Annotated in this window: 28 protein-coding genes; 14 read left to right on the forward strand and 14 right to left on the reverse strand. The window is 65.2% G+C overall.

The window, feature by feature from the left end:
* Window positions 1–95 precede the first annotated feature (95 nt).
* Together EU800_RS14840 and EU800_RS14845 are read left to right on the forward strand one after the other, a co-directional pair.
* Complete coding sequence (locus EU800_RS14840) at window positions 96–746, forward strand: hypothetical protein (RefSeq protein ID WP_129633741.1); 651 nt, start codon at window positions 96–98, stop codon at window positions 744–746.
* Between the two features lie 238 nt (window positions 747–984).
* A complete protein-coding gene (locus tag EU800_RS14845) occupies window positions 985–1,272 on the forward strand; it encodes a hypothetical protein (protein ID WP_129633743.1) in 288 nt (95 codons plus the stop codon).
* A 75-nt stretch (window positions 1,273–1,347) separates the two neighbouring features.
* Here EU800_RS14845 and EU800_RS14850 read toward each other — a convergent pair whose 3' ends face one another.
* From EU800_RS14850 to EU800_RS14870, 5 genes are all read right to left on the reverse strand, one after another.
* Window positions 1,348–1,908, reverse strand: coding sequence for a F0F1 ATP synthase subunit B (locus EU800_RS14850; RefSeq protein ID WP_129633745.1), 561 nt, complete (start codon window positions 1,906–1,908; stop codon window positions 1,348–1,350).
* On the reverse strand, window positions 1,908–2,462 hold the full coding sequence (locus EU800_RS14855) for a F0F1 ATP synthase subunit B' (RefSeq protein WP_129633902.1): 555 nt from the start codon (window positions 2,460–2,462) through the stop codon (window positions 1,908–1,910). Before EU800_RS14855 ends, EU800_RS14850 begins: the two co-directional genes overlap by 1 nt.
* A gap of 136 nt (window positions 2,463–2,598) precedes the next feature.
* Window positions 2,599–2,835, reverse strand: coding sequence for a F0F1 ATP synthase subunit C (locus EU800_RS14860; RefSeq protein ID WP_089230816.1), 237 nt, complete (start codon window positions 2,833–2,835; stop codon window positions 2,599–2,601).
* 64 nt (window positions 2,836–2,899) lie between these two features.
* Window positions 2,900–3,649, reverse strand: coding sequence for a F0F1 ATP synthase subunit A (locus EU800_RS14865; protein ID WP_242500586.1), 750 nt, complete (start codon window positions 3,647–3,649; stop codon window positions 2,900–2,902).
* A gap of 3 nt (window positions 3,650–3,652) precedes the next feature.
* Window positions 3,653–3,976 carry an AtpZ/AtpI family protein gene (locus EU800_RS14870; RefSeq protein WP_129633747.1) on the reverse strand — a complete coding sequence of 108 codons (324 nt, stop codon included), beginning with the start codon at window positions 3,974–3,976 and terminating at the stop codon, window positions 3,653–3,655.
* Between the two features lie 352 nt (window positions 3,977–4,328).
* On the opposite strand from EU800_RS14870, the gene EU800_RS14875 reads away from it, so the two are divergent.
* Window positions 4,329–5,012 carry a hypothetical protein gene (locus EU800_RS14875; RefSeq protein WP_129633749.1) on the forward strand — a complete coding sequence of 228 codons (684 nt, stop codon included), beginning with the start codon at window positions 4,329–4,331 and terminating at the stop codon, window positions 5,010–5,012.
* A 183-nt stretch (window positions 5,013–5,195) separates the two neighbouring features.
* On the opposite strand, the gene EU800_RS14880 is transcribed toward EU800_RS14875, so the two are convergent.
* Entirely contained in the window at window positions 5,196–6,083 is an 888-nt protein-coding gene (locus EU800_RS14880) for a DMT family transporter (RefSeq protein ID WP_129633751.1), read from the reverse strand.
* Between the two features lie 215 nt (window positions 6,084–6,298).
* On the opposite strand from EU800_RS14880, the gene EU800_RS26885 reads away from it, so the two are divergent.
* Window positions 6,299–6,469, forward strand: a complete 171-nt coding sequence (locus tag EU800_RS26885) for an RSP_7527 family protein (RefSeq protein ID WP_165354679.1) — start codon at window positions 6,299–6,301, stop codon at window positions 6,467–6,469.
* A gap of 101 nt (window positions 6,470–6,570) precedes the next feature.
* A complete protein-coding gene (locus EU800_RS14885) occupies window positions 6,571–6,906 on the forward strand; it encodes a helix-turn-helix transcriptional regulator (protein ID WP_129633753.1) in 336 nt (111 codons plus the stop codon).
* Window positions 6,907–7,020: 114 nt separating this feature from the next.
* On the opposite strand, the gene EU800_RS14890 is transcribed toward EU800_RS14885, so the two are convergent.
* Both EU800_RS14890 and EU800_RS14895 read right to left on the reverse strand, forming a co-directional pair.
* Window positions 7,021–7,923 carry a DMT family transporter gene (locus EU800_RS14890; RefSeq protein WP_129633755.1) on the reverse strand — a complete coding sequence of 301 codons (903 nt, stop codon included), beginning with the start codon at window positions 7,921–7,923 and terminating at the stop codon, window positions 7,021–7,023.
* Window positions 7,920–8,804: a LysR family transcriptional regulator gene (locus EU800_RS14895; protein ID WP_129633904.1), complete on the reverse strand. Its 885-nt coding sequence runs from the start codon at window positions 8,802–8,804 to the stop codon at window positions 7,920–7,922. The genes EU800_RS14890 and EU800_RS14895 overlap by 4 nt, the downstream gene beginning before the upstream one ends.
* 161 nt (window positions 8,805–8,965) lie before the next feature.
* Between EU800_RS14895 and EU800_RS14900 the strand changes: the two genes are divergently transcribed.
* The 3 genes from EU800_RS14900 (at window position 8,966) to EU800_RS14910 (ending at window position 11,159) form a co-directional block, all read left to right on the forward strand.
* Window positions 8,966–9,217, forward strand: a complete 252-nt coding sequence (locus EU800_RS14900) for a hypothetical protein (RefSeq protein ID WP_129633757.1) — start codon at window positions 8,966–8,968, stop codon at window positions 9,215–9,217.
* 120 nt (window positions 9,218–9,337) lie between these two features.
* Window positions 9,338–10,435 (forward strand): EF-hand domain-containing protein, encoded by a 1,098-nt coding sequence (locus EU800_RS14905; protein WP_129633759.1) that lies wholly within the window; start codon window positions 9,338–9,340, stop codon window positions 10,433–10,435.
* Between the two features lie 133 nt (window positions 10,436–10,568).
* On the forward strand, window positions 10,569–11,159 hold the full coding sequence (locus tag EU800_RS14910; RefSeq protein WP_129633761.1) for an FMN-dependent NADH-azoreductase: 591 nt from the start codon (window positions 10,569–10,571) through the stop codon (window positions 11,157–11,159).
* Between the two features lie 24 nt (window positions 11,160–11,183).
* Here the strand turns inward: EU800_RS14910 and EU800_RS14915 are convergent, their stop codons facing one another.
* Both EU800_RS14915 and EU800_RS14920 read right to left on the reverse strand, forming a co-directional pair.
* Window positions 11,184–11,732 (reverse strand): GNAT family N-acetyltransferase, encoded by a 549-nt coding sequence (locus tag EU800_RS14915; protein WP_129633763.1) that lies wholly within the window; start codon window positions 11,730–11,732, stop codon window positions 11,184–11,186.
* Window positions 11,733–11,738: 6 nt separating this feature from the next.
* Window positions 11,739–12,200: a GatB/YqeY domain-containing protein gene (locus tag EU800_RS14920; protein ID WP_129633765.1), complete on the reverse strand. Its 462-nt coding sequence runs from the start codon at window positions 12,198–12,200 to the stop codon at window positions 11,739–11,741.
* Between the two features lie 177 nt (window positions 12,201–12,377).
* On the opposite strand from EU800_RS14920, the gene carA reads away from it, so the two are divergent.
* Complete coding sequence (gene carA, locus EU800_RS14925) at window positions 12,378–13,532, forward strand: glutamine-hydrolyzing carbamoyl-phosphate synthase small subunit (protein ID WP_129633767.1); 1,155 nt, start codon at window positions 12,378–12,380, stop codon at window positions 13,530–13,532.
* A 93-nt stretch (window positions 13,533–13,625) separates the two neighbouring features.
* Entirely contained in the window at window positions 13,626–15,596 is a 1,971-nt protein-coding gene (locus tag EU800_RS14930) for a glycosyltransferase family 2 protein (protein ID WP_129633769.1), read from the forward strand.
* A gap of 67 nt (window positions 15,597–15,663) precedes the next feature.
* Here the strand turns inward: EU800_RS14930 and mdh are convergent, their stop codons facing one another.
* Both mdh and EU800_RS14940 read right to left on the reverse strand, forming a co-directional pair.
* Entirely contained in the window at window positions 15,664–16,626 is a 963-nt protein-coding gene (gene mdh, locus EU800_RS14935) for a malate dehydrogenase (RefSeq protein ID WP_129633771.1), read from the reverse strand.
* A 279-nt stretch (window positions 16,627–16,905) separates the two neighbouring features.
* On the reverse strand, window positions 16,906–17,256 hold the full coding sequence (locus EU800_RS14940; RefSeq protein WP_129633773.1) for a hypothetical protein: 351 nt from the start codon (window positions 17,254–17,256) through the stop codon (window positions 16,906–16,908).
* A 219-nt stretch (window positions 17,257–17,475) separates the two neighbouring features.
* Between EU800_RS14940 and EU800_RS14945 the strand changes: the two genes are divergently transcribed.
* Genes EU800_RS14945 through EU800_RS14960 form a run of 4 tightly spaced genes read left to right on the forward strand, consistent with a single transcriptional unit; the run spans window position 17,476 to window position 20,175 of the window.
* Window positions 17,476–18,345 carry a CoA ester lyase gene (locus tag EU800_RS14945; RefSeq protein WP_129633775.1) on the forward strand — a complete coding sequence of 290 codons (870 nt, stop codon included), beginning with the start codon at window positions 17,476–17,478 and terminating at the stop codon, window positions 18,343–18,345.
* A 9-nt stretch (window positions 18,346–18,354) separates the two neighbouring features.
* On the forward strand, window positions 18,355–18,927 hold the full coding sequence (locus EU800_RS14950; RefSeq protein ID WP_129633777.1) for an NnrU family protein: 573 nt from the start codon (window positions 18,355–18,357) through the stop codon (window positions 18,925–18,927).
* Window positions 18,924–19,127: a DUF1737 domain-containing protein gene (locus EU800_RS14955; protein WP_129633779.1), complete on the forward strand. Its 204-nt coding sequence runs from the start codon at window positions 18,924–18,926 to the stop codon at window positions 19,125–19,127. The genes EU800_RS14950 and EU800_RS14955 overlap by 4 nt, the downstream gene beginning before the upstream one ends.
* 1 nt (window position 19,128) lies before the next feature.
* Entirely contained in the window at window positions 19,129–20,175 is a 1,047-nt protein-coding gene (locus EU800_RS14960) for a MaoC family dehydratase (protein WP_129633781.1), read from the forward strand.
* A 63-nt stretch (window positions 20,176–20,238) separates the two neighbouring features.
* Here the strand turns inward: EU800_RS14960 and EU800_RS14965 are convergent, their stop codons facing one another.
* Entirely contained in the window at window positions 20,239–20,901 is a 663-nt protein-coding gene (locus EU800_RS14965) for a hypothetical protein (protein WP_129633783.1), read from the reverse strand.
* Between the two features lie 252 nt (window positions 20,902–21,153).
* Complete coding sequence (locus EU800_RS14970; protein ID WP_129633785.1) at window positions 21,154–22,449, reverse strand: Nramp family divalent metal transporter; 1,296 nt, start codon at window positions 22,447–22,449, stop codon at window positions 21,154–21,156.
* Window positions 22,450–22,609: the final 160 nt, after the last annotated feature.

Below are 22,609 nucleotides of genomic sequence, written 5' to 3' on the forward strand. Positions count from 1 at the left end.
AGATGCCGGACATGCGACTGCCCGGCCGGCATCTGTCGGTTCGGTTCTCTGGATGCCGGCAAATTCCATGACAGGAGAGGAAAGAAGGTATTGAAATGAATGACCTGAAAAAGCTGACAATGATCGCGACATGCGTTGCGGCAACCCTGTTCTGCTCGGCGACCGCCTGGGCGCAGGACGGGCCGCCACCGCACAAGCCGCTGGAAAAGACCATCGGGCAGGCACGGCCCGAAGTGGTTCCGTCCCTGATTGTGCTGAACGCCGACGGGGCGACACTCGAGGGCAGCACCCTGACCCTGAAGGACGTGGCACAAAACGCCATCGTCTTTGCCGACCGGCCGGTGCGCGCGGCCGGCCACGCGACCGTCGCCGACCTGTTGTCTGAATGGAACGAGGGGTCCGAGAGCTTCGCGGCCGACCCGCCGAACGCAACCGTGTCGGTCTTCGGAGACAGTGCCGACCAGATCGCCGATATCGTCGTTACCCTGCGCTCGCCGGCGATGTCTGGCGAGGATCTCGTTTTCGATGTCGACGTGCTGGAGGGTGACCTCTGGAACCTGACCGGGCCGGCGGCGGTATTCATCGACCGTATCGGACGCCCGCTGACGCCGATCTCGGGCGCAGGCGTGGCACGGCGCACGGCGGCGCGCGCTGCGATGTATCAGACCACTAACGCAGAAACTTGGGCCAACCAGTCGCCCTGCGGATACGCCGATTATCCTCCGTGCCCGCAGGTCCGCTACTGACGTGGGCCGGCATCGGCACGGCCGCTGCTGGCAAGTCAACCACAGAAACGGGAGGCCCTGCCGGCGGAGCACCGGCAGGGCCTCTTCCTTTCGGGGCGCCACGACCGCCTCCGACAAGCAAGGCGGTTTGCGACAGGAGAGCGCACGGGGAATCGGTCGATCTCCGGCCGCATGGTATACTTTCCGCAGGGTCACCCGACCCACCACCGAATCCGGCGGCATTCCAGGGAGGACAGCCATGTATGCGCGCATTACCAGCTACAAGATGAAACCCGGCTCACGGGCGGGGGCGACCGAGGTGATGAACGGGCTCCGCGGCAACATCCTGGGCCTTCCGGGGATGGTGCGGTTCATCAACGTGATGCAAGACGATGGCAGCGGGCTGGTGATCGCGCTCACCACCCAGGAGACGATGGACGAGGAGACGACCGAGAAGGTGGCGCAGCTCTGGTCAAATTTCGCGGAGTTCCTCGAAGCTCCGGTCGAACGACAGGACTATCACGTCCTGGCCGACTGGTCGGCCTGACGCCGCTAGCCGTCGAAACTGAAAAGGCCGGCAGATGCCGGCCTTCGATCGAGGTTTTCAGATTGCCAACGGCGCTCAGTGCAGCTTGGCGTCAACGACCTTGATGCTCTCGTCGATCATCGCCGTCGCATCGCTTTCGGTCATGCCCTTGGCGACCACTTCCGACGCGGCGGCGATCGCCACGTTGATGGCCCTGTCGCGAACTTCGCGGACCGCGTTTGCCTCGGCAGAGGCGATCTGGTCCTCTGCGGCCTTCAGGCGGCGGGCGATCGACTTTTCCAGGTCGACCTTTGCCTGCTTGGCGGCTTCCTCGGCATCGGCCTTGGCATGCTGCACGATCAGGCCCGCCTGTTCGGAGACCTCCCGCTGCTTGCGCTCGAACTGCGCCAGCAGGGTCTGGGCCTCCTCGCGCAGCGCGCGCGCCTCGTCGAGCTCGCCGCGGATCGTGTCGGCGCGGTCATCAAGCATCTTGCCGAGCATGCCCGGCACCTTGAAATAGACCAGCACGCCGACAAAGAGGAGGAAGGCGATCAGGACGACGAAATTGGTGTTTGCCAGCGAAAAGAACGGCCCTGAGGCGGCCAGGGCAGGCGCGGCCGCGGTCGCGAGCACTGCGGAAAGGATGAGCTTGCGCATCAGGCGTCTCCCTTGATCTGCGCCTCGACGGCGGCTGCCACGGCGCCGGCATCGACCGGGCGGCCGAGGCTGGTGACGATCTCCGCCGCGGTGTCCTTGGCCACCGCGTCGACGCTCGCCATCGCGCTGTCGCGGATCTCGGCGATGCGCTCGGCGGATTCGGCCGTCTTGGCGGAAATCTCGGCATCCGCCTTCGCCGTCGCCTCGTCGAGATCTTCCTTGATCGCGGCGCGGGCCTCGGCGGCAATCTTCTGTGCCTCGACACGGGCCTCTGCCAGTGCCTTGTGGTAGGCTTTCTCGGCCTCGACCGCCCTGAGCTTCAGCTCCTCGGCCGCGGCGATGTCATTGGTGATCGTGCCCTTGCGCTCGGCAAGGACGCCGGCGATGCGCGGCAGCGCGATCCGGGTCAGGATGAAATATATCGCCAGGATGGCGACGATCAGCCAGAAGATCTGGTTTGGGAAGGTCGCGAAGTCCAGCTGCGGCATGCCGGCCGCTTCGGTCGCGTGGGCCGCAGCCGTGCCGCCTTGCGCCGCATCGTGCAGGGCCTCCATGGCGCCTTCGGTATGTGCCCCGGCTTCGGGGGCTTGGCTTTCGCCGGCCATGCTATCCTCCTGGATCTGGTGGTTCACCGAGGGGCCGAACGGGTCGGCCCGCCCCCTCGGCGGCAAGGATCGGAAGAAATGTTGCTCAGACGGCGAACATCAGCAGAAGCGCGACCAGGAACGAGAAGATGCCCAGGGCTTCGGCAAAGGCGATGCCGATGAAGAGCGTCGCGGTCTGACCGGCCGCGGCAGTGGGGTTGCGCAGGGCGCCGGCGAGGAAGTTGCCGGCAACGTGGCCCACACCGATAGCGGCCGCGCCCGAACCGATGCCAGCGAGGCCGGCGCCGATGAATTGACCCATGCTTGCGATATCGCCTTCCATTTTCGTTTCTCCTTGCGATTGGAAGTGGATGTTTCTGTCTGTGTCGGGGACCTGTTCGCGACCGTCAGTGCGACGGGTGCAGCGCGTCCTTGAGGTAGACGCAGGTCAGGATGGTGAAAACGTAGGCCTGCACGAAGGCGACCAGCAACTCGAGCCCGTAGATCGCCACGATGGCGAGGATCGAGAAGGGCGCGACCGCAGCGATGGCGGCGAAGCCGGCGAAGACCTTGATGACGGCGTGGCCGGCCATCATGTTGCCGCCAAGACGGATGGAGTGGCTGACCGGTCGCACGAAGTAAGAGATCAGTTCGATCACCGCGAGCACCGGGCGGAGCGGCAGCGGCGCCGACTTGACCCAGAAGAGCTCGAGGAACTTTGTGCCGTTCTTGACGAAGCCGACCACTGTGACGGTGATGAAGACCGCCAGCGCCAGCACCGCGGTGACGGCGATATGCGACGTCGTGGTGAAGGACATTGGCACGAGCCCGAGCATGTTCGCGGTGACGATGAACATGAAGAGCGTCATGATGTAGGGGAAGAAGACCAGCGCGTCCTTGCCGGCGACATCCTCGACCATCTTGTAGACAAAGCCATAGGCGAGCTCGGCGACGGACTGGGCGCGGCTGGGAATGATGGCGCGGCCGCGCGTGCCGACGACGAGCAGCAGGGTGATCACCCCTACGGCGATCGCCAGCCAGAGCGTGACGTTGGTGGGGGTGAGCATTCCGACAGAGTCGCCGCCAAAAAGCGGTTTGACCACGAACTGGTCCATCGGATGGATCTGGATTCCGCCGCCGTGCGCTTCTTCTGCCACGTCTCAGTCCCTCTTGTCCTCGGCCGCTTTCGCTGCCTGCTTCTCCTGAACGTCCGCAGCGGTCCGCATCATCACGCGCACACCGGCCGCGAAGCCCACCAATATGAACAGCACCAGCATCAGGGGCTTTGTGCCTAAAAGCGCGTCCAGCCCGAGACCGATGCCAAGGCCGATCACGATCCCGGCCACAAGCTCCGTCACCATCTGCCAGGCCACGTTCGCCTGAGAGATGTCTCCCGTCGGTGTGGGCCCCTTTGCCTCGCCCTTGGCACGCGCGATCTTCTCTTCGAGCCGCCGGAGCCGCTCGCGTTCGCCGTCGTCAGACAAGTGGGACCGCCCTCCAACAATTGGAGCGGACCCTATGCCGGGGGTGGCGTCGGAGTCAATTGGCTATGCCGCAACTGAAAATCCAGACAACTCATTGATTAAAAAACATAAAAATGCGGACACTGATTCCGCCGCTCGTGTTAGCGCCCGACATCTCCCCGGGGAGCAAATTCAACCTTTTGGTTGATCTTTTCGCAAGGGCCGCGACCGATTGATGCACGTCAATCCCGAACCCCGGCGGAATGCGCTAGACTGAAGCGAGTCGAACCTGGGTGCTGTCGGCCCCGGTCTCCATTGCGAGTTGCGGTGTCTACGGCGCGTTCAGCCCGGGAAATCTGCGGAGGGTACAGCCATGATCTTCGACACCAGACTTCAGGGAATTTTCAGATGGACACGGCAGCTCGCGCTTATCGCCGTCGCAGCCAGTTTCTCCTCGGGCGTGGCCCTCGCCCAGGAAAGCGAAGAGGACTACCATAGCTCTCCCTCGATGGCGACCGGAGAGGACCGCACCAGCGCGGCCAACCAGGCCACCGCCTGGATCCTGCGCATCATCGACGGCGATTCCGAGCGCTGCGGGCAATTCCCCTGGGTCTATCGCTATGACTGCCTAAGCTATGTCTTCAAGGACGCGGCGGCGGTCCGAACCAACAAGCCGAGCGACTATCGAAAGGCGCAGGAAATTCTGGCCACCGGCGGCGCAAAGCTGAGTGCACTGGTCGATCAATACGAGGATCCGGCCCAGCCGCCTTCGCGCATTGGCAATCGTACAATCCGTGCGGTCAAGCAAACCGCCAGAGCCGAGGTGGAACCGGCGGCGCGTGCGATCATCAAGGAAACCGAAACGCTGCTCCTGCGCTCCGGCGGCACGCCGAGGAAACAGGTGCAATATGACAAGATCGCCATGGCGGTCTCCTCGACCGAGTTGCTTCTGCGTTCCGCGCTCGAGAACCTGCCCGGCTTCCCGGGCCACGCGATCCGCACGGCGCACCGCTTCGCTGCCGTGGTCCTGCTGACGGACGCGTTCGCGCGCGGCTGATCCGAGCCGGTGTCCTTGGCGCAGGCCGCGCCAGCGACCCCGCTGAACACGGCGAGCCCGGCCCTTTGCGGCCGGGCTGATTTTCCGGATCGTTCCCCGGTATCACCGCGTGGCAGGCCGCAAGATCCCACTATGGGAAATGGCCAAGCCGCGGCATTGCCGGATCAGGCAGGCATCGGAGGCTCAATTGGCGCGGCGGCGCCACGTGAGTAGCCGCCCGTCGAGCACGGCAAGCCCGCAGAAGATCAGCGCCATGCCGAGCAGGTGCTCGGTTTCGACATGGTCGCCAAGGACCAGAGCGCCGAGCAGAACGGCCGAAACCGGCGCAACGAAGGTGACGGTCGAGGCATTTGTCGCGCCGACCCGCCCGACCAGTGCATACATCGCTATGAAGGAGAGGCCGGTCAGCGCCACGCCGATCGCGATCAAAGACAGCCAGCCGGCGAGCGAGGTGATATGTGGCACCCCTTCCACCGCCAGCATCACCGGTGTCATCTCGACCGCTCCCGCGGTCAGCGCCATTGCCGCGAGGACCGCCGTGTCGAGGCCGTGGAACCGGCGCAGGTAGTTCAGCGCCACCGCGTAGCAGATCGGCGCGAGCAGCATGAACAGGATCGCCCAGACCTGGCTTTCGGCGCCGCGGCCGACCGCCGGCAGGGTCAGCACCACGATGCCGGCGAATCCGAACAGGATACCGAGGCTCCGTCCCGCCGTCGCCTTCTCGCCGCCGGGCCAGAAATGCGAGACGATCACCACCATGATCGGCATCATCGCGTTGACGATCCCGGCCACGCCGGAGGTCACATATTGCTGCGCCATCGGGTAGATGGCGAAGGGGATGCCGTAGTTGGCAAGGCCGAGAAACAGCATCTGCGCGGCCAGTGCTGGCCGCCAGGGCACCGGCTTGCGCGTCGCCCAGACCCAGGCCCAGCAGGTCGCCGCGCCGAGCGCGATGCGCAGGGCGGAGACCGAAAGCGGTCCGATGTCCCTCAGCAGGATCGCGTTGAAGAGGAAGGAGGCCCCCCAGCCGAAACCAAGCGCCAGGACCCAGAACCAGTTGCGTATTGTCATGCGGCTTCTCTGCCAGAGGGCGAAGGCACGCGCCACCCGCTTCTTGCGGTTTTGAGACACTGGGAAGGTCCGGTTTCTGGAGGACGCCTCAGACGTTGACTGGCGACGCCATGCGTTTTCTGCATTGCGGCATTTCGGTCGCCGGCCCTTCATGTGTTACCGGTAACAGTCTAGCTTGAAGTCAGATCGAAACAACGACTTACAGGACAGCAACCATGGACAAGATCGATTTTGACCGCGCCATCCACCCCGAAACCCTGCGCCGGATCGAACGCGAAGCGGAGCAGATGCGGGCCCGGATGATCGCTGAGAGCGTTTCGGCCGGCTGGAAGCGTCTGACCGCTTTCGTGAACTCCTCTCGCCCGGCGTCCGAACGGACCGCCTGAGCGGAACCTGCCCCGCCGCCCCCTGCGGCAGGGCTCTCCTGGCGGCGCGGCGGGTCTCTCCCTCCCTTTCCCCGGCCGCGCCGCCAGCGTAACCTGCGGCCATGCAGCCGTCGCTTGACCTCGTCTTTGCCGCCTTGTCCGATCCGACCCGCCGTCGGATCCTGACGATGCTTCTCGAGGACGACATGGCGGTCACCGACGTCGCCGACCCCTTCGACATGTCGCTCGCGGCGATCTCGAAGCACCTCGTCATCCTGACCCGCGCCGGGCTCATCAGCCAGGAGAAGCGCGGGCGGTTGAAATGGTGCAAGCTTGAGCCGGACGCCCTGCGAGAGGCCTCGGTCTGGATGCAGGGATTCGGCCAGTTCGAGGCGATCAATCTCGATGCCTTCGAACGCTTCCTCGAACAGGAACTGGCCGACTTCGACGAGAGCTGACGCCCGCTGTGCCTTGGGAACTGGAATGACCCTGCTCCTGTCCCGGACACGTCTGCCCGGAAATCCTCAGGAGAGAGATCGCTGGCACCGCGCGCCCACTCCCACAGCCGTTCCCTACAGCTTGCGCGCTTCCAGCAACAGCACGAGCGCCAGCACCGTCAGGGCCAAGCCGACCGCAACCAGCGCCTTCGGCAGCGGTTGGCCGAGCGCGACCTCCCAGCCGATCACCCAGCTTGGCACCAGATAGGTGTAGGCCATGACCTTGGAGGCCGGGAGCCGGAGAGCGGCGAACTGCAACAGGAAGAATGTGATCGAAGACGCGACGATGGCCACGTAAATGAGCGTGATCCACACGATACGCGGAAGCGCGGCCCAGTCTGTTTCCAGAATGTCGCGCGCGCCGGGGAGCCCGATTACAAAGGCCGCCGCGACCAGCGTTCCGAAAGCGAAGACCAGCGGGCTCTCGCCCCGGTTCAGCCGCGGCACCATCGGCGTATACGCGGCATGGGCGGCGCAGCCGCCGAAGAAGATCATCTCGCCGCGGCCGATCTCGAAGGCACGGAACGCGGACCAGTCGGCCCGAAAGATGACCCAGAGCGCCCCCAACGCGCCGATCGCCAGTGCCACGGCGATGCGCGTCGTCATCACCTGCCCTTCCAGAAGCCAACCGAATCCCGCCGCCATCAGCGGCGTCAGCGTGAAGACCGCCGCGGCCGAGACCGGCGGCGCCGTCTTGAGCCCCTCGAACATGGTCACGAAATAGACCGCCAACAGGCCCCCGAGGATCAGGTAGCGCCAAGGGGCCGCGAAAGCGGCCCGGGTGAGCCCGCCGGTGCTCGCCGCCACTGCCCCCAGCACGGCCGCCGCCAGCACGAAACGCGCCGCATTGAGCGCCGCCGGTGCAATCTCGTTCGCCGCCATCGACCCAAGACTGAAAGAGCCTGCCACCAGGGCCGAGAACAGCAGCATTGCGAGATGCCCGCGTCCGGACTGCCCCGGAATCCGGACCCGGCTCATCCCTGCTCCAATTCCTTGCACTTCGCCTTGAGAAACTTGACCATCGTCTGGACCTTCGCGGTCCTGTGCAAGTCGACATGGGTGACCAGCCAGAGCGGGCTGTGCCATTCCGGCTTCGGCTCCATCATCTGCACGAGGTCGGGCTCGTTCATCGCTTGGTGGGTGAGCAGGAAACCGATCCCCGCCCCTGCAAGAACGCCGTCCGCCACCGAGCGTGCCTGAGAGGCGCGATAGACGATCCGGTCGGCCGGTATCGTTTCGAACATCCAACGGTAGAAGGGCGCGCGGTCGTTGGGGTCGTCGGTACCAACAAAGCGGTGGCCCTCCCAGTTGCCCTCCTCGAGCATCCCGAACCGCTCAACGTAGCGCCTGGTCGCGTAAAGCGCCATCGGCAGCACGACGAGGCTCTGGACGACATTGTCGGGCTGGTCCGGTTTCCGCCCAGCGCGGATCGCCACATGCGCCTCGCCATATTCGAGCTTGAAGAGTCGCTGGTCGGTCAGGAAGCGCACCCGGATTTCGGGATGCTCCTCCATGAACTCGGCCAGAAGCGGCGCGATCTGCGTCGAGAGCACCGGCACCGAGGTGATGATCAGCTCGCCCGAAACGTCGGATCCGCGCCCCCGGATGCGGCCGACGAGTTGGGTGAACTGGTCTTCGGTGGCCGCGGCGACCTGAAGCAGGTCCATTCCCGCCTCCGTGGGCGTGTAGCCGCGGGCATGGCGCTGGAACAGCTTGGTCCCGAGCCGCGCCTCGAGCGCGTCGACATGGCGGATCACGGTCGCGTGGTGCACGCCGAGCGCCTCGGCGGCGCCGGAGACCGTGCCCAGCTTGGCGACGTGGAAGGAGGTCCGGATCTCGTCCCAGGTATCGACAGTCATCTCACTCAAACCCGCATCCCGCAAAAGTGTTGTGCGGAGATGAACAGATTGCCGCAATTTCCGAAAGCTGTTTTTTGCCCGGCCGACCCCATCTGAACCAAGCAAGTGAAACGGCGCCACCGCAGACTCCGGGAGGCGCCTGGACCAGGAAAGGCATGAACATGAAACGGATAGCTATGATTGCCGGGCTGGTCGCTCTCATCGCGATGCCGGCTGCCGCCGACCAGACCCAGCTTGCCCGCAAGGCAGGTGTCGAGCCCGGTCAATATTCCAGCAGCCAGCTTACACAGCTCCTCGCCCTGCGCGAGGAGGGCGGCAGCCCGTTCAAGATCCAGAGGATTCTGACGAACCCGCTCGGCGAACCGCTCGTCGCGCGCCTGTCGACGACGGGAGACGTCGCCGGAGACGAGTGATCATTCCGGTACTGGCTTGAGGCGCGCGGAGAGCCGCGCGCCTTTTTGCATCCGCGCGACGGATTTTTCCGGGCTCCCCGTGAAAGAGGCAATGACACCTCAACCAAGGGAACCCTCGCCATGAAACGGCACTACCTTTCCGCAGTCGCACTTGCCGCGGTCGCCGCTGTCTCAACCGGTGCGCTCGTCGCCCAGACCGCCGAGGCTCCGTTCGAACCAGGCGTGAACTTCCTGACCAACTGGGACGCGGACGAGGATGGCCGCATCACGCTCGAGGAATTGCAGAGCCGCCGCGACGATCTTTTCGCCGGCTTCGACGAGAATGAGGACGGCGTTCTGAACGCCGATGAATTCGCGGTGCTCGACCAGACCCGCCGGGACTCCATGCAGCGTCCCGCCGATCGCGGCACCGGCAGCGGGCGCGCCGAAATGAGCCTCGGCTTCGTCGCGGCTGACACCGATGGCGACGGCGGAGTCACCCCGGAAGAGTTCCACGCCGCCACCGAAGCCTGGATGGCGATGATGGACGGCAACGGCGACGGCGTCCTCACACAAGCCGATTTCGGCCCCGGTGCCCGAGCGCCCGGGATGGGTCAGGGATGGGCGCAAGGCCAAGGTCCCGGCAATGGTGGCCAAGGCTGGATGCAGGGCCAAGGCCGTGGCGATGGCGGTCAAGGTTGGATGCAAGGCCAGCGTCCCGGAAATGGCGGTCAGGGATGGATGCAGGGCCAAGGTCGAGGCAACGGCAGCCAGGGATGGATGCCGGGACAAGGACGCGGCAATGGCGGCCAGGGACGGATGCAGGCACAAGGACCTAGCAATGGCGGCCAGGGACGGATGCAGGCACAAGGACCTAGCAATGGCGGCCAAGGATGGATGCAAGGTCAGGGCCGCGGCAATGGCGGCCAGGGATGGATGCAAGGTCAGGGCCGCGGCAATGGCGGCCAAGGTTGGATGCAGGATCAGAGGCCCGGTTACGGCGGTCAAGGTTGGATGCAGGGACAACAGGGCCCCGGTCAGGGGAGAGGCAAGGGAATGAACCGGAGCCAGGGACAATACGGCCCGGCCAGAGCCTTCGAGGCCGTCCCGGACGGTGAAAGCGGCCTCTGGGTCGTCGATGGACGTACCGGCGACATTCTCTACTGCAAATCCCTGGCCGACCCCGCCAGCCCTGCCGGATTTGTCCCGACCTGCCGCGAGGTCGATCTCGGCAACTGACCGACTGGATCCGCCAGCATTGGCTGCCTCTGCATTTCCGCACAGAGCAAGAGCGATTTCCGCGGATTGAAGGCACGAAAGAACATAAGCACCTTTGGCTGGAACAAGAACCCAGCCGAAGGACATTCCGTAGATGACTTCCCCGACCCTCCTCAAGATCGACAGTTCCGCCCGCCTGACCGACTCCGTGAGCCGCGAGCTGACCAACGCGATCGTCGACAAATTCAATGGCGCGACGGTGATCACGCGCGATCTTGCGCGCGAACCGCTGCCGCAAGTCGACGAGGGCTTCGTAACCATCACCAAGGGCAGCGCGCCCGAAACGCTCTCGCAAGGCCAGCGGGACATGATCGCGCTCTCCGACACGCTCGTCGCCGAACTCAAGGCGGCCGATGTGATCGTCATCGGACTGCCGGTCTACAATTTCGGCCTGCCCGCCGCGCTCAAGGCCTGGATCGACCTCATCGCCCGCGCTGGCGTCACCTTCAACTACACTCAGGACGGCCCTGTCGGGCTGCTCACCGGCAAGCGGGTGATCATTGCAATGGCCTCGGGCGGCACCGAGGCCGGTTCGGCGATCGACTACGCCACGCCCTATCTGCGCCACGTGCTCGGTTTCATGGGGATGACGGATATCGAACTGATCCGGGCCGACAAGCTGGCCTTTGACGCTGCCGGAACGATGGCGAGCGCACAGGAACAGGTGGCGCGCATCGCGGCCTGAGCAACGTGCAAAGGCGCAGTGCCGTCAGCCCGCCCCCGGCGGCGATTGCGGCACTGTGCTTCCCGGACCAAGCGGGCGCTGCATATAGACCGTGTCGACCCATTGGCCATGCTTGAAGCCCACCGCCTTGAGCGTGCCGACATGCTCAAACCCGAGTGACCGGTGGAGCTCGATGGAACCCCGGTTGGCGCTGTTGCCGATCACCGCGATCATCTGGCGGCGCCAGCCTTCCTCGCAGCGCGCAACGAGTTCGGCGAGCAGCGCCCGGCCGACGCCCCGGCCGCGGGCGGTCTCGGCGACATAGACCGAATCCTCGACCGTGTTGCGATAGGCCGGGCGGGCGCGGTAGGCCGCAGCATAGGCATAACCGAGAATGCGATCCGCGCGCTCGGCGGTGGCGACGAGATGCGGAAGACCGAGCTCTCGCACCGCTTCCCGCCGGCGGCCCATTTCTTCGGTATCCGGCGGGATCTCCTCGAAGGTGGCGAGCCCGTGCAGCACTTCATAGGCGTAGATCGCCGCGATCTGCGGCAGGTCCTCGGGCCGGCTGTCGCGCACCAGAATTCCCGACATGGTTCGTTAGCCCAGCTGCGATTTGACCCGCGGGCCGACAGCGCCGAAATCCATCTGCCCCATGTATTTCGCCTTGAGCGCGCCCATGACCTTGCCCATGTCGCGGATGCTCTCCGCTCCGGTATCGGCGATCGCCTTGGCAATGGCAGCGTCGACCTCGTCCTCGGTCAGCTTGCGGGGAAGAAATTCCTCGATCACGAGGATTTCCGACCGCTCCTGCTCGGCGAGTTCCAGTCGGCCTCCCTCCTCATAGGCATGCGCGCTCTCCTGGCGCTGCTTGACCATCTTGCCGAGGATCTGCAACACGTCATCCTCGGTCACGCCCTCTGTGGTGCTTTCGGCACGGACGGCGATGTCGCGGTCCTTGATCGCCGCGGTGATCAACCGAAGCGTGGACAGCCTGTCGGCCTGCTTGTTGCGCATGGCCTCCTTAAGGGCAGCGCTCACCCTGTCCCTGATCTGCGTCATTCTCGTGGCTCCCCCGGATCTCGGATAACGCGCCGGGGTAATAGAGAGTTCGCACCAGACTGGCAAGGCGCGCGGTTCCGTGACAGGCCTGCGCGGGTGGCGTGGCGCGTCGGGGCCGCTTGACGCCCCGCCGCCTGCCCCATAGGTTGCCGCCGATTTGCCCGCAGGAGTCGCCTGATGCCCAGCCCGAAACCCACCGCCTGCCTCGCCCTTGCCGACGGGACACTGTTTTTCGGGCGCGGCTTCGGCGCAAAGGGGCAGACGGTCGCCGAGCTTTGTTTCAACACCGCGATGACCGGCTACCAGGAGATCATGACCGACCCTTCCTATGCCGGCCAGGTGGTCACCTTCACCTTCCCGCATATTGGCAATGTCGGCGTGAACACCGATGATGATGAGGCGGCGGACCCGGTGGCCGCCGGCATGGTGGTCAAATGGGACCCGACCGAACCCTCGAACTGGCGCGCGGCTGAACGGCTCGAAGCCTGGCTCGAGCGGCGCGGCCGGATCGGCATAGGTGGCATCGACACCCGGCGGCTGACCCGCGCGATCCGGCAGCAGGGCGCGCCGCATGTCGCGCTGGCGCATGACCCCGAAGGCAAGTTCGACATCGCCGCGCTGGTCGCGGCGGCGCGCGGGTTCAAAGGGCTGGTCGGGCTCGACCTCGCGCGCGACGTGACCTGCGCGCAGAGCTACCGCTGGGACGAGATGCGCTGGGCCTGGCCGGAAGGCTACACGCACCAGGAAGCGCCGAAATACAAGGTCGTGGCCGTCGACTACGGCGCCAAGCGCAACATCCTGCGCTGCCTCGCCTCGGTGGGCTGCGACGTGACCGTGTTGCCGGCGACGGCAACGGCGGACGAGGTACTGGCGCATGCGCCCGACGGCGTGTTCCTGTCGAACGGGCCGGGCGACCCAGCGGCGACCGGCGAATATGCCGTGCCGATGATCCGCAGCGTTCTGGACGCGGGCCTGCCGGTCTTCGGCATCTGCCTCGGCCACCAGATGCTGGCGCTGGCGCTCGGCGCGAAGACGATCAAGATGAACCACGGCCATCACGGCGCGAACCACCCTGTGAAGGACCTCGAGACCGGCAAGGTCGAGATCACATCGATGAACCACGGGTTCACCGTCGACGCCCAGACTCTCCCCGAAGGCGTTCGCGAGACCCATGTCTCGCTCTTCGACGGCTCCAATTGCGGGATCCGCCTGGAGGACAAGCCGGTCTTCTCGGTGCAATACCACCCCGAGGCCAGCCCCGGCCCACAGGACAGCTATTACCTCTTCGAGCGTTTTGCGGCGGCAATGGCGGACCGTTCCGTCGCAGCCTGAGCGAAAGAGCCGCTTGGGCCCTGCCGGTTAAGCACTCATTAACCAAGGGCCGAGCAGTGTCTTCCCGATGTTCCGGGAATACTGGCACGCTCCATGACCGCACCGACCCATAGATCGCTGCTGGACAATCCGGTCCCGCTGAAACGCCGTCCGCGTATCCGGACGGTCCGTACCGATACTCGCGTCATCGAAGGCGGCGGCTCGTCGAAGAACCTGCTCGGCCAGCGGCTGGTGAATCGCGGCGCTCTGGCGCCGGGAGATCTCGTCAAGGCGCTGGCGATGCAGGCGAGACAGGATGCGCGGCTGGGCGACATCCTTCTGGCCAATTCCATGGTGTCCGAATCCACGCTTCTCGATGTGCTCTCCGAGCAATGGCAGACCGATGTCGTCGATCTCGAGGTGGAGCCGCCCGACGCCCGGCTGATCGACGAGTGGAGCGCAACGCGCTGCCTCGGTGACGGGCTCGTGCCCTGGCGACGCACCGGCGCATCCACGATCGTCGCAACCGCCCGACCGGAACGTTTCGCCGCGCATCGAGATGCGCTCGAGGCGCGTTTCGGCAAGGTGCACATGGCGCTGACAACCGAGCCCGCCCTGCATCGGGCGATCACCGCGCTGCGCAACCCGGTCCTGTCCGACCGCGCCGAGCAGCGCGTTCGCCTCGACATGTCCTGTCGCGGCTGGGACGGGCGCCGCGCGGCGCGGATCGTAACCGTTGGGCTCCTGGCCTTTCTCACAGCAGCGCTGCTCTGGCCGGTCGCGACCTTCTCGCTGCTTACCCTCTGGGCCATAGCGACGCTGGTGGCGACGCTGGGCCTCAAGGCGGCGGCGCTCTTCTTCGCGGCCCGCACCCATCACGCGCAACACGGCGAACTCTTCCACACCATCCGCCGCACCGGACCGGTTATCGCCCGGTTGCCGACGGTCTCGGTCATGGTGCCGCTCTTTCGGGAGGCGGAGATTGCCGGAAGGCTGATCCGCCGGCTGGAACGGCTGGCCTACCCCAAGGAACTGATGGACATCCTCCTCGTCGCCGAGGAGACCGACACTCTGACCCGGGCGGCGCTCGCGCGCACCGCCCTGCCACGCTGGATGCGGGTGATCGTGGTGCCGGCGGGCGGCGTGCAGACCAAGCCCCGCGCGCTCAACTACGCGCTCGATTTCTGCAAGGGCCAGATCGTCGGCGTCTGGGATGCCGAGGACGCCCCCGACGCCGACCAGCTCCATAAGGTCGTCCGCCGCTTTCACGAGCGGGGTCCGGAAGTCGCCTGCCTGCAAGGCAAGCTCGACTACTACAATGCGCGCGCGAACTGGCTCAGCCGCTGTTTTACCATTGAATATGCGAGCTGGTTCGGCGTCGTCCTGCCCGGCCTGCAAAGGATGCGGCTGGCGCTGCCGCTCGGCGGCACGACGCTTTACTTCCGCCGCGCGGCGCTCGAGGCCCTCGGCGGCTGGGACGCGCATAACGTCACCGAGGATGCCGATCTCGGCATGCGGCTGGTCCGGATGGGATATCGCACCGAGATGGTCGACACGACCACAAAGGAAGAGGCCAACTGCCGCGTCCTGCCATGGATCCGGCAGCGCTCCCGCTGGCTCAAGGGCTACGCGATGACCTGGGCGGTGCATATGCGCGCGCCGCGCCAGCTCTGGCGCGACCTCGGGCCAAGGCAGTTCGCAGGTTTCCAGGTGCTCTTTCTCGGCACGCTCTCGCAGTTCCTGCTCGCGCCGGTGCTCTGGTCCTTCTGGCTGCTCGCCTTCGGCCTGCCGCATCCCCTGTCCGGCCTGGTTCCCGCGGCGCTCTACTGGCCGCTGATGGGCCTGTTCGTCTCTTCAGAGATCGTCGGCGTCACGCTCGGCCTCTTCGCCACGCGTGGCCGCGGGCACCGGTTCCTGATGCCCTGGGTGCCGACGCTCCACCTCTACTTCCCGCTCGCCGCGATCGCCTCCTACAAGGCCCTTTTCGAATTGCTGATGCGGCCGTTCTACTGGGACAAGACCCGGCATGGGCTCTACGACGAGACCCAGGAGCCCGAACCGGTCACGCTCGAAGCGATGAGCTAGCCGCATACGGAAAGGGCTGCCGCTGGTGACCCGGCGGCAGCCCCATGTTGCGTGGTAGATTGTCCGGTCAGGCCAGCGACGGCTCGATGCCCTTGCAGGCCTCGACGAGGCCCTTCACGGCAGCCACCGAATTGTCGAACATCTCCTGCTCCTCCTTGGAGAGGTTGATGTTCACCACCTTCTCGATGCCGCCGGCGCCGATGATCGTCGGCACGCCGACATAGGTGTCCTTCAGGCCGAGGTCGCCGTCGCAATAGGCCGCACAGGGCAGCAGGCGCTTCTGGTCCTTAAGGAAGGCCTCGGCCATCTCGATGGCCGACGTGGCCGGCGCGTAGAAGGCGGAGCCGGTTTTCAGCAGGCCGACGATCTCGGCACCGCCGTCACGGGTACGCTGGACGATCGCGTCGAGCTTCTCCTGGGTGGTCCAGCCCATTTCCACGAGGTCCGGCAGCGGGATGCCGCCGACGGTGGAATAGCGCACCGACGGGACCATGGTGTCGCCATGTCCGCCGAGGACGAAGGCCGTGACGTCCTTCATCGAGACGTTGAACTCGAGGGAGAGGAAGTGACGGAAGCGGGCCGAGTCCAGCACGCCGGCCATACCGCAGACCATGTTGGTCGGCAGGCCGGAGAATTTCTGGAGCGCCCAGACCATCGCGTCGAGCGGGTTGGTGATGCAGATGACGAAGGCGTCGGGGCAGTTGTCGCGGATGCCCTCGCCCACCGCCTTCATCACCTTGAGGTTGATGCCCAGCAGGTCGTCGCGGCTCATGCCCGGCTTGCGCGGCACGCCGGCGGTCACGATGCAGACATCGGCGCCGGCGATGTCTGCGTAGTCCTGTGTGCCCTTGAGCGCGGCGTCGAACCCTTCGGCGGGGCCGGACTCCGCGATGTCGAGCGCCTTGCCTTCCGGAGTGCCTTCGGCAATGTCGAACAGGACGACGTCGCCGAGTTCCTTCATCGCCGCGAGGTGGGCAAGCGTACCGCCGATCTGACCGGCGCCGATGAGGGCAATCTTGGGTCTGGCCATGATTTGATGTTCCCTGGGTTTGGTGTGACTTCGGCGCTGTGCCTAGCCATTTGAGGGCGCGCGCGCAAGCTTGGCAGCGCGCGGCACAAGGCTGCACGCAGAATAACCCGCGCGAACCGGCGGGCTGGATCGCGGAAATCCCGGAATCAGGCCCAAAAGTGGCTGATGCGGCCCCTTTGGCTTCCATTGAGGGCTGTCTGCCCGGTATCGCATGCGGCACCTGGCCGTCTCGCCAACTTGGGGTGCACGGAAACGCGCGCGGAGGCTTGGAAATCGCTCTCAGATGTCGAGTGCTGTCTCGAAAACACTGGAGCTTGCCTGCTGTGTCGTGCTGCTGCCTGTTGCCACGACGCAGCTGCGCCCGTCGGGAAGCGTGCGCAGAAGAGTCCAGGTGCCGTTGGTGCGCGAACTGAAGAACTCCATCACGCTGTCGTCGCCGGTCACCGCACGACCGCGATGGACCTCTCCGAAGAGCCTGTCGAGCCCAGCCACGACACGGTCGCGCGGCGAACAGGCCGATCTGTCGAGCGCCGGCACGAGCCAGACCGCAGCGACGCTGACGAATAGGGCGCAGAACAGGATAGCCGCGCCGATGGCGCCCGTTCTTTCGTGGCGTTTCTTTTTCCGCATCTTCGTTCCTCGATGCGCACCAACTCGCCCGTCCCCGGTTCTCTGTCCCGCTACCTCACTACGAAGGACATGGTTAACAGGTGGTATACAAAGGCCGATTTCCAGGTGACCGGCGCGCCCGCGCATAATTCTTTCACCCACCAGGGCCCGGCGCGATCTTATCTTGCGCGGCGGGCGCCGCTGTGCTTTCTGCTTTGCAGCAAACGACAGGAGAGAGTCATGGATCCCGCCGCCCGCCCCTATCGCTCGGTTCTCTACATTCCCGGCTCCAGGGAACGCGCCATGGAAAAGGCCCGGGGGCTTGCGGTCGACGCGATCATCTTCGATCTCGAGGATGCGGTCGCGATCGAGGAAAAGGCCAATGCCCGCAAACTGTTGGCCGAGACGCTGGCTGCCGGCGGCTTTGGCACGCGGGCGCAGATCGTGCGGCTGAACGGGATGGAGACGGCCTGGGGACCGGAGGACCTCGCCGCGATCATGGAGGTCGGCCCGCAGGCGGTGCTCCTGCCCAAGGTGGAGACCGCCGGACAGGTCGAGGCCGTCGCGGCACAGCTCGACGCCCATCCCGCCTGCGGCGAGACCGAGATCTGGGCGATGATGGAGACCCCTGTCGGCATCCTGAATGCCCTTACCATCGCCGCCACACCACGGATGACCGGTTTCGTCATGGGTACCAACGATCTCGCCAAGGATCTCGGCTGCCGCTACCGCCCCGACCGGCTGCCGCTCCAGACGGCATTGCAGACCTGCCTGCTGGCGGCCCGCGCCTGTGGGCTCGTCTGCATCGATGGCGTCTACAACGCCTTCAAGGACGAGGATGGGCTCAGGGCGGAATGCGAGCAGGGGCGCGACCTCGGCATGGACGGCAAGACGCTGATCCATCCCGCGCAGCTCGCCATCGCCAACGAGGTCTTCGCGCCGACCGAAGACGAGATCGACCTCGCCCGCCGCCAGATCACCGCCTTCGAGGAGGCCGAGGCGAAGGGTCTCGGTGTCGCGGTCGTCGATGGAAAGATCGTGGAGAATCTCCATATAGTCACGGCGAAGGCCACGCTGGCAAAGGCGGCGGCCATGAACGCCCTGGACTAGGAGATCTTCATGAGTTGGCTGCTTCTCGTTGTCGGCGTCCTGCTGTGGTGCGGCGCCCATCTTCTCAAGCGTCTCGCGCCGGACTTTCGCAGTTCGCTCGGCGATAGCAAGGGGCGCGGAGTCGTCGCGCTCGCCCTGCTGGTCTCCATCGTCCTGATGGTGATCGGGTTCCGCGCGACGCCCGTCGTCCAGGTCTGGACGCCGCCGACCTTTCTTCTCCACGTCAACAACCTCCTGGTGCTGATCGCCATCTTCCTGATGTCACCCGCGCCGAAGAAAGGCCGCCTGGCCAACGGCATGCGCCACCCGATGCTCGCGGGGTTCAGCCTCTGGGCGATCGCCCACCTTCTGGTCAACGGAACGCTGGCGTCTATCCTGCTCTTCGGCGGGCTGCTCGCCTGGTCGCTGGTCGCGCCCGTCCTTGTCAACCGCGCCGTGCCCGACTGGACACCGCCGGAGCCCGGCTCGATCGGGAAGGACGTCATGTTCCTCGTGGCCTCCGCCGTGCTCATGCTGCTTATCGGCTGGGTGCATTCCTGGCTTGGCTACTGCCCCTTTGCGAGTTGCGGATTCTACCCATGAAACTCTATCGGTTCCTGAGCGAGGACGACACGTCTGCCTTCTGCCATAAGGTGACCCAGGCGCTGAACAACGGCTGGCACCTGCAGGGTGATCCGACCTATGCCTTTGATTCGGCACGCGGCGTGATGCGGTGCGGTCAGGCGGTGGTGAAGGAGGTTGCCGGCACCTACCACCCCGACCTCAAGCTGGGAGAGCAGTGACATGGCCACGGCAACCGCGCAGAAGACCAACCCCGGCCGCTTCTTCGAGGACTACCGGTTCGGCGAGGTGATCGCGCATGCCGTGCCGCGCACGCTCTCGGGCGGCGAACGGGCACTCTACCACGCGCTCTACCCGTCCCGCTTCGCACTGGCCTCCTCGGACGAGTTTGCCCGGAAATGCGGGCTGCGCGCGGCACCGATGGACGACCTGATCACTTTCCACACTGTGTTCGGCAAAACCGTTCCCGAGATCTCGCTCAACGCGGTGGCCAATCTCGGCTATGCCGAGGGCCATTTCCGCACGCCGGTCTACCCGGGCGACACGCTGCGCTCGGAAAGCGAGGTGATCGGGCTGAAGCAGAACTCCAGCGGCACCTCCGGCGTGGTCTGGGTCCGCACGACGGGGCGCAACCAGACCAATGACGTGGTGATCGACTATGTCCGCTGGGTCATGGTCCGGAAACGCGATCCCGAAGCGCCGGCGCCCGAGACGGTGGTCCCGGATCTGGCGCAGGTCGTGGATCCGTCCGAACTCGCGCTCCCGCTCGGGCTGGAGTTCAACGCCTACCCGTTCGCGCAGGCCGGCGAACCCCATCGCTGGGGCGATTACGAGATCGGTGAACGGATCGACCATGTCGACGGCGTCACCATCGAGGAAGCCGAACACATGATGGCCACGCGGCTCTGGCAGAACACCGCCAAGGTCCATTTCGACGCGACGTTCCGCCCGGACGGCAAGCGGCTGATCTATGGCGGCCACGTCATCTCGATGGCCCGTGCGCTCAGCTTCAACGGGCTCGCCAATGCCCAGATGATCGTTGGCCTGAACGCAGGCGCCCATGCCAATCCTTGCTTCTCCGGCGACACGGTGAAGGCGTGGTCGGAAGTGCTGGACAAGGCCGAGACCGCCGCGCCCGGCGTCGGCGCGATCCGGCTCAGGCTGGTCGCAACGAAGGGCGGAGCGCCGTTCCGGCTCCGGGGTGAGGACGGCAAGTATCTCCCCGAGGTTCTGCTCGATCTCGACTACTGGGCGCTGATGCCGCTTTGATACAGTCGACGGCAGTCCGTTTCGCACAACTTTCGCAAATCTCCCCGAGGCCGGGACACGAGATCACGCCCCTCTGGCGGATTTCCTTCGGGCGAGAACAAACGCCAGCCCACCGATCAGCAATACCCCTGTTTCTGGAAGAGGCACAGTTTCCGGCGCCGGTGCCAGAGTCGCCGTGACATAGAGCGGATCAGGGTAGGTGCCGAAATCCGCATCGAACCGTCCCACGGGGAGCAGCGCCTCGACGACATCCCGAATGGTCTCCAAAGACCGGCTTGTGTCCAGTGACATTCGCAAGGCGTGGATACCGCCAAAAGGGCCGCTCTCTTCCGCAAGATACAGCCCGGACACGGCGTAGACCGAGTTGTAATACATCCAGGGGTCCAGAACCGCCTCGAAAAATCCCGGGACGATCAGAACAGCCGAAAACGCACGGCCAAGGGCGGAGCTCTGGTCGATTGTCCAACGATCCGTCGGGCCGATCAGAGTGTCCAACTCCGCGTCGTCCACGTGAAGTTCGACCGTGGCCAGTGTCCCAACCGGCGGAATCGGCGGATTGCAGATGGGCTGGTCACTGCCGCCATCGCATCCGTAGGTTCCGTAGAATTCGGCCAAACCGGTTTCCGAGGGAACATTCGAAATATACGCATCGTAGCTCACGACCAGAGCATCGGATGCCGCCGGCGCAAGCAGCGCGAAGGCAAGTACAGACAGAAGAGGTTTCATGAAATCCCTCAATACAAGACCGGCCCCCGTTCGAACCATGTCATCAATCGTTAATAAATGTAACGCTTTTTCGATCAGGAATGCTCTGTTCGCTTCGGTTCTAACTGATCTCTCGTCGCGTGAAAGTCCGGGTACAGCGAAATTGAGCCTGGCGTTTGGCGCGGCACGACGGTCAATGACAGCCGCTTCATCTACCAAGTTCGACCGCGGACCAATGAAGACGGCACTTCGAAAGGTTCGACCGGAGTGCGCCTAACCGGCCGCAAGCCCCGGAATCGGCACGCCGAAGACCTGTGCCAGAAGGACGAAGTTCAGTGTCAGGACGACAGTGGCCCCGAGGATACCCGCAAGTCGGGTCAGCGGGCCGACGCGAAACTCGCCCATGATGTCCTTGCGCCCGACGAAGATCAGCAGCGCCACCATCGGCACTGGCAGGGCGATGCTCAGGATCACCTGGCTCATAACCAGCGCCTCGGTGGCATTGACCCCGAGCGCAACCACGGCGAAGGCCGGCGCCATGGTAACGAGGCGACGCAGCCAGATCGGAATGCGAATATGCAGGAAGCCCTGCATGATGAGCTGCCCCGCCATGGTGCCGACAACCGAGCTGGAAATGCCGGACGCGATCAGCGAAACGAGGAACACAGACGAAGCGGCCGCTCCCAACAGCGGTGTCAACATGTGATAGGCGGTCTCGATCTCTGCGACCTCGCTATGGCCGCGATGGAAGGCGCTCGAGGCCATCATCACCATCGCCATGTTGATCATCCCGGCGAGCGCCAGCGCGATGATGACCTCCCGGTTCGAAAACCGCAGGATCATGCGGCGGTCGCGGTCACTGCCGATCGGGGTGCGGCCCTGCGTCAAGCCGGAGTGGAGATAGATCGCATGCGGCATCACCGTTGCGCCGATGATGCCGACCGAGATCAGCAGCGCCGTCGAATCGGGCATCTGCGGGATCACCAGCCCGGCCGCCGCATCGCCCCAGGCGATCGGCGCGATCAGCAGTTCGATCAAGTAGCAGAGTCCGATCACGCCGACGAAGGCGCCGATGATCAGCTCCATCGGCCGGAAGCCGCGCCCCTCGAACAGCAGGATGCCGTATGTGACAATCGCCGTCACCGCCATGCCGGCCATCAGCGGCATCTGGAAGAGCAGCGCCAGCCCGATCGCCCCGCCGAGGAATTCCGCGAGATCGGTCGCCATGGCGGCGACCTCGCTCACCGCCCACATGACCCAGACGGCGCGGCGCGGGAAGTGGTCGCGGCAGAGCTCGGCGAGGTTCTTCCCTGTGACGATGCCGAGCCGCGCCGAGAGCGCCTGGAATAGCATCGCGATCAGGTTCGCACAGAGCACCACCCACAGCAGCGTGTAACCGTAGCCCGCGCCCGCCTGGATATTGGTCGCGTAGTTGCCGGGATCCATATAGGCGATCGAAGCGATCACCGCCGGGCCGAAGAACAGCAAGGCCGCGCGCGGTCCCCGGCGCTGACCGGCGAGGACCTGCGCCATAGCAGCTTGCGTCCGCGTCGTTACCCGCCCGGTCATGTTGCAACGGCCTCGCACTCTTGAAAGATCACCGCAAATGAAGCCTTGGCAACATTTCTGTCAAGAAGCATTAAAAGCATGGCTGGTCTGCCAGATCGGCGCATGGCCAGCGGCTTCGTTCGCGACGCCGGATAGGCTATGGTCGACAGGGAGGTCGCGA

This window comes from Tropicimonas sp. IMCC6043 (genome assembly GCF_004146235.1).
Lineage (GTDB): Bacteria > Pseudomonadota > Alphaproteobacteria > Rhodobacterales > Rhodobacteraceae > Tropicimonas.

Bases quoted from the DNA above. Each gene is read 5' to 3' on its own strand.
- EU800_RS14840 (WP_129633741.1), top strand. From the start codon at position 96: ATGAATGACCTGAAAAAGCTGACAATGATCGCGACATGCGTTGCGGCA.
- EU800_RS14845 (WP_129633743.1), top strand. From the start codon at position 985: ATGTATGCGCGCATTACCAGCTACAAGATGAAACCCGGCTCACGGGCG.
- EU800_RS14850 (WP_129633745.1), bottom strand. From the start codon at position 1,908: ATGCGCAAGCTCATCCTTTCCGCAGTGCTCGCGACCGCGGCCGCGCCT.
- EU800_RS14855 (WP_129633902.1), bottom strand. From the start codon at position 2,462: ATGGAGGCCCTGCACGATGCGGCGCAAGGCGGCACGGCTGCGGCCCAC.
- EU800_RS14860 (WP_089230816.1), bottom strand. From the start codon at position 2,835: ATGGAAGGCGATATCGCAAGCATGGGTCAATTCATCGGCGCCGGCCTC.
- EU800_RS14875 (WP_129633749.1), top strand. From the start codon at position 4,329: ATGATCTTCGACACCAGACTTCAGGGAATTTTCAGATGGACACGGCAG.
- EU800_RS14880 (WP_129633751.1), bottom strand. From the start codon at position 6,083: ATGACAATACGCAACTGGTTCTGGGTCCTGGCGCTTGGTTTCGGCTGG.
- EU800_RS26885 (WP_165354679.1), top strand. From the start codon at position 6,299: ATGGACAAGATCGATTTTGACCGCGCCATCCACCCCGAAACCCTGCGC.
- EU800_RS14885 (WP_129633753.1), top strand. From the start codon at position 6,571: ATGCAGCCGTCGCTTGACCTCGTCTTTGCCGCCTTGTCCGATCCGACC.
- EU800_RS14890 (WP_129633755.1), bottom strand. From the start codon at position 7,923: ATGAGCCGGGTCCGGATTCCGGGGCAGTCCGGACGCGGGCATCTCGCA.
- EU800_RS14895 (WP_129633904.1), bottom strand. From the start codon at position 8,804: ATGACTGTCGATACCTGGGACGAGATCCGGACCTCCTTCCACGTCGCC.
- EU800_RS14900 (WP_129633757.1), top strand. From the start codon at position 8,966: ATGAAACGGATAGCTATGATTGCCGGGCTGGTCGCTCTCATCGCGATG.
- EU800_RS14905 (WP_129633759.1), top strand. From the start codon at position 9,338: ATGAAACGGCACTACCTTTCCGCAGTCGCACTTGCCGCGGTCGCCGCT.
- EU800_RS14910 (WP_129633761.1), top strand. From the start codon at position 10,569: ATGACTTCCCCGACCCTCCTCAAGATCGACAGTTCCGCCCGCCTGACC.
- EU800_RS14915 (WP_129633763.1), bottom strand. From the start codon at position 11,732: ATGTCGGGAATTCTGGTGCGCGACAGCCGGCCCGAGGACCTGCCGCAG.
- EU800_RS14920 (WP_129633765.1), bottom strand. From the start codon at position 12,200: ATGACGCAGATCAGGGACAGGGTGAGCGCTGCCCTTAAGGAGGCCATG.
- carA (WP_129633767.1), top strand. From the start codon at position 12,378: ATGCCCAGCCCGAAACCCACCGCCTGCCTCGCCCTTGCCGACGGGACA.
- EU800_RS14930 (WP_129633769.1), top strand. From the start codon at position 13,626: ATGACCGCACCGACCCATAGATCGCTGCTGGACAATCCGGTCCCGCTG.
- mdh (WP_129633771.1), bottom strand. From the start codon at position 16,626: ATGGCCAGACCCAAGATTGCCCTCATCGGCGCCGGTCAGATCGGCGGT.
- EU800_RS14940 (WP_129633773.1), bottom strand. From the start codon at position 17,256: ATGCGGAAAAAGAAACGCCACGAAAGAACGGGCGCCATCGGCGCGGCT.
- EU800_RS14945 (WP_129633775.1), top strand. From the start codon at position 17,476: ATGGATCCCGCCGCCCGCCCCTATCGCTCGGTTCTCTACATTCCCGGC.
- EU800_RS14950 (WP_129633777.1), top strand. From the start codon at position 18,355: ATGAGTTGGCTGCTTCTCGTTGTCGGCGTCCTGCTGTGGTGCGGCGCC.
- EU800_RS14955 (WP_129633779.1), top strand. From the start codon at position 18,924: ATGAAACTCTATCGGTTCCTGAGCGAGGACGACACGTCTGCCTTCTGC.
- EU800_RS14960 (WP_129633781.1), top strand. From the start codon at position 19,129: ATGGCCACGGCAACCGCGCAGAAGACCAACCCCGGCCGCTTCTTCGAG.
- EU800_RS14965 (WP_129633783.1), bottom strand. From the start codon at position 20,901: ATGAAACCTCTTCTGTCTGTACTTGCCTTCGCGCTGCTTGCGCCGGCG.
- EU800_RS14970 (WP_129633785.1), bottom strand. From the start codon at position 22,449: ATGACCGGGCGGGTAACGACGCGGACGCAAGCTGCTATGGCGCAGGTC.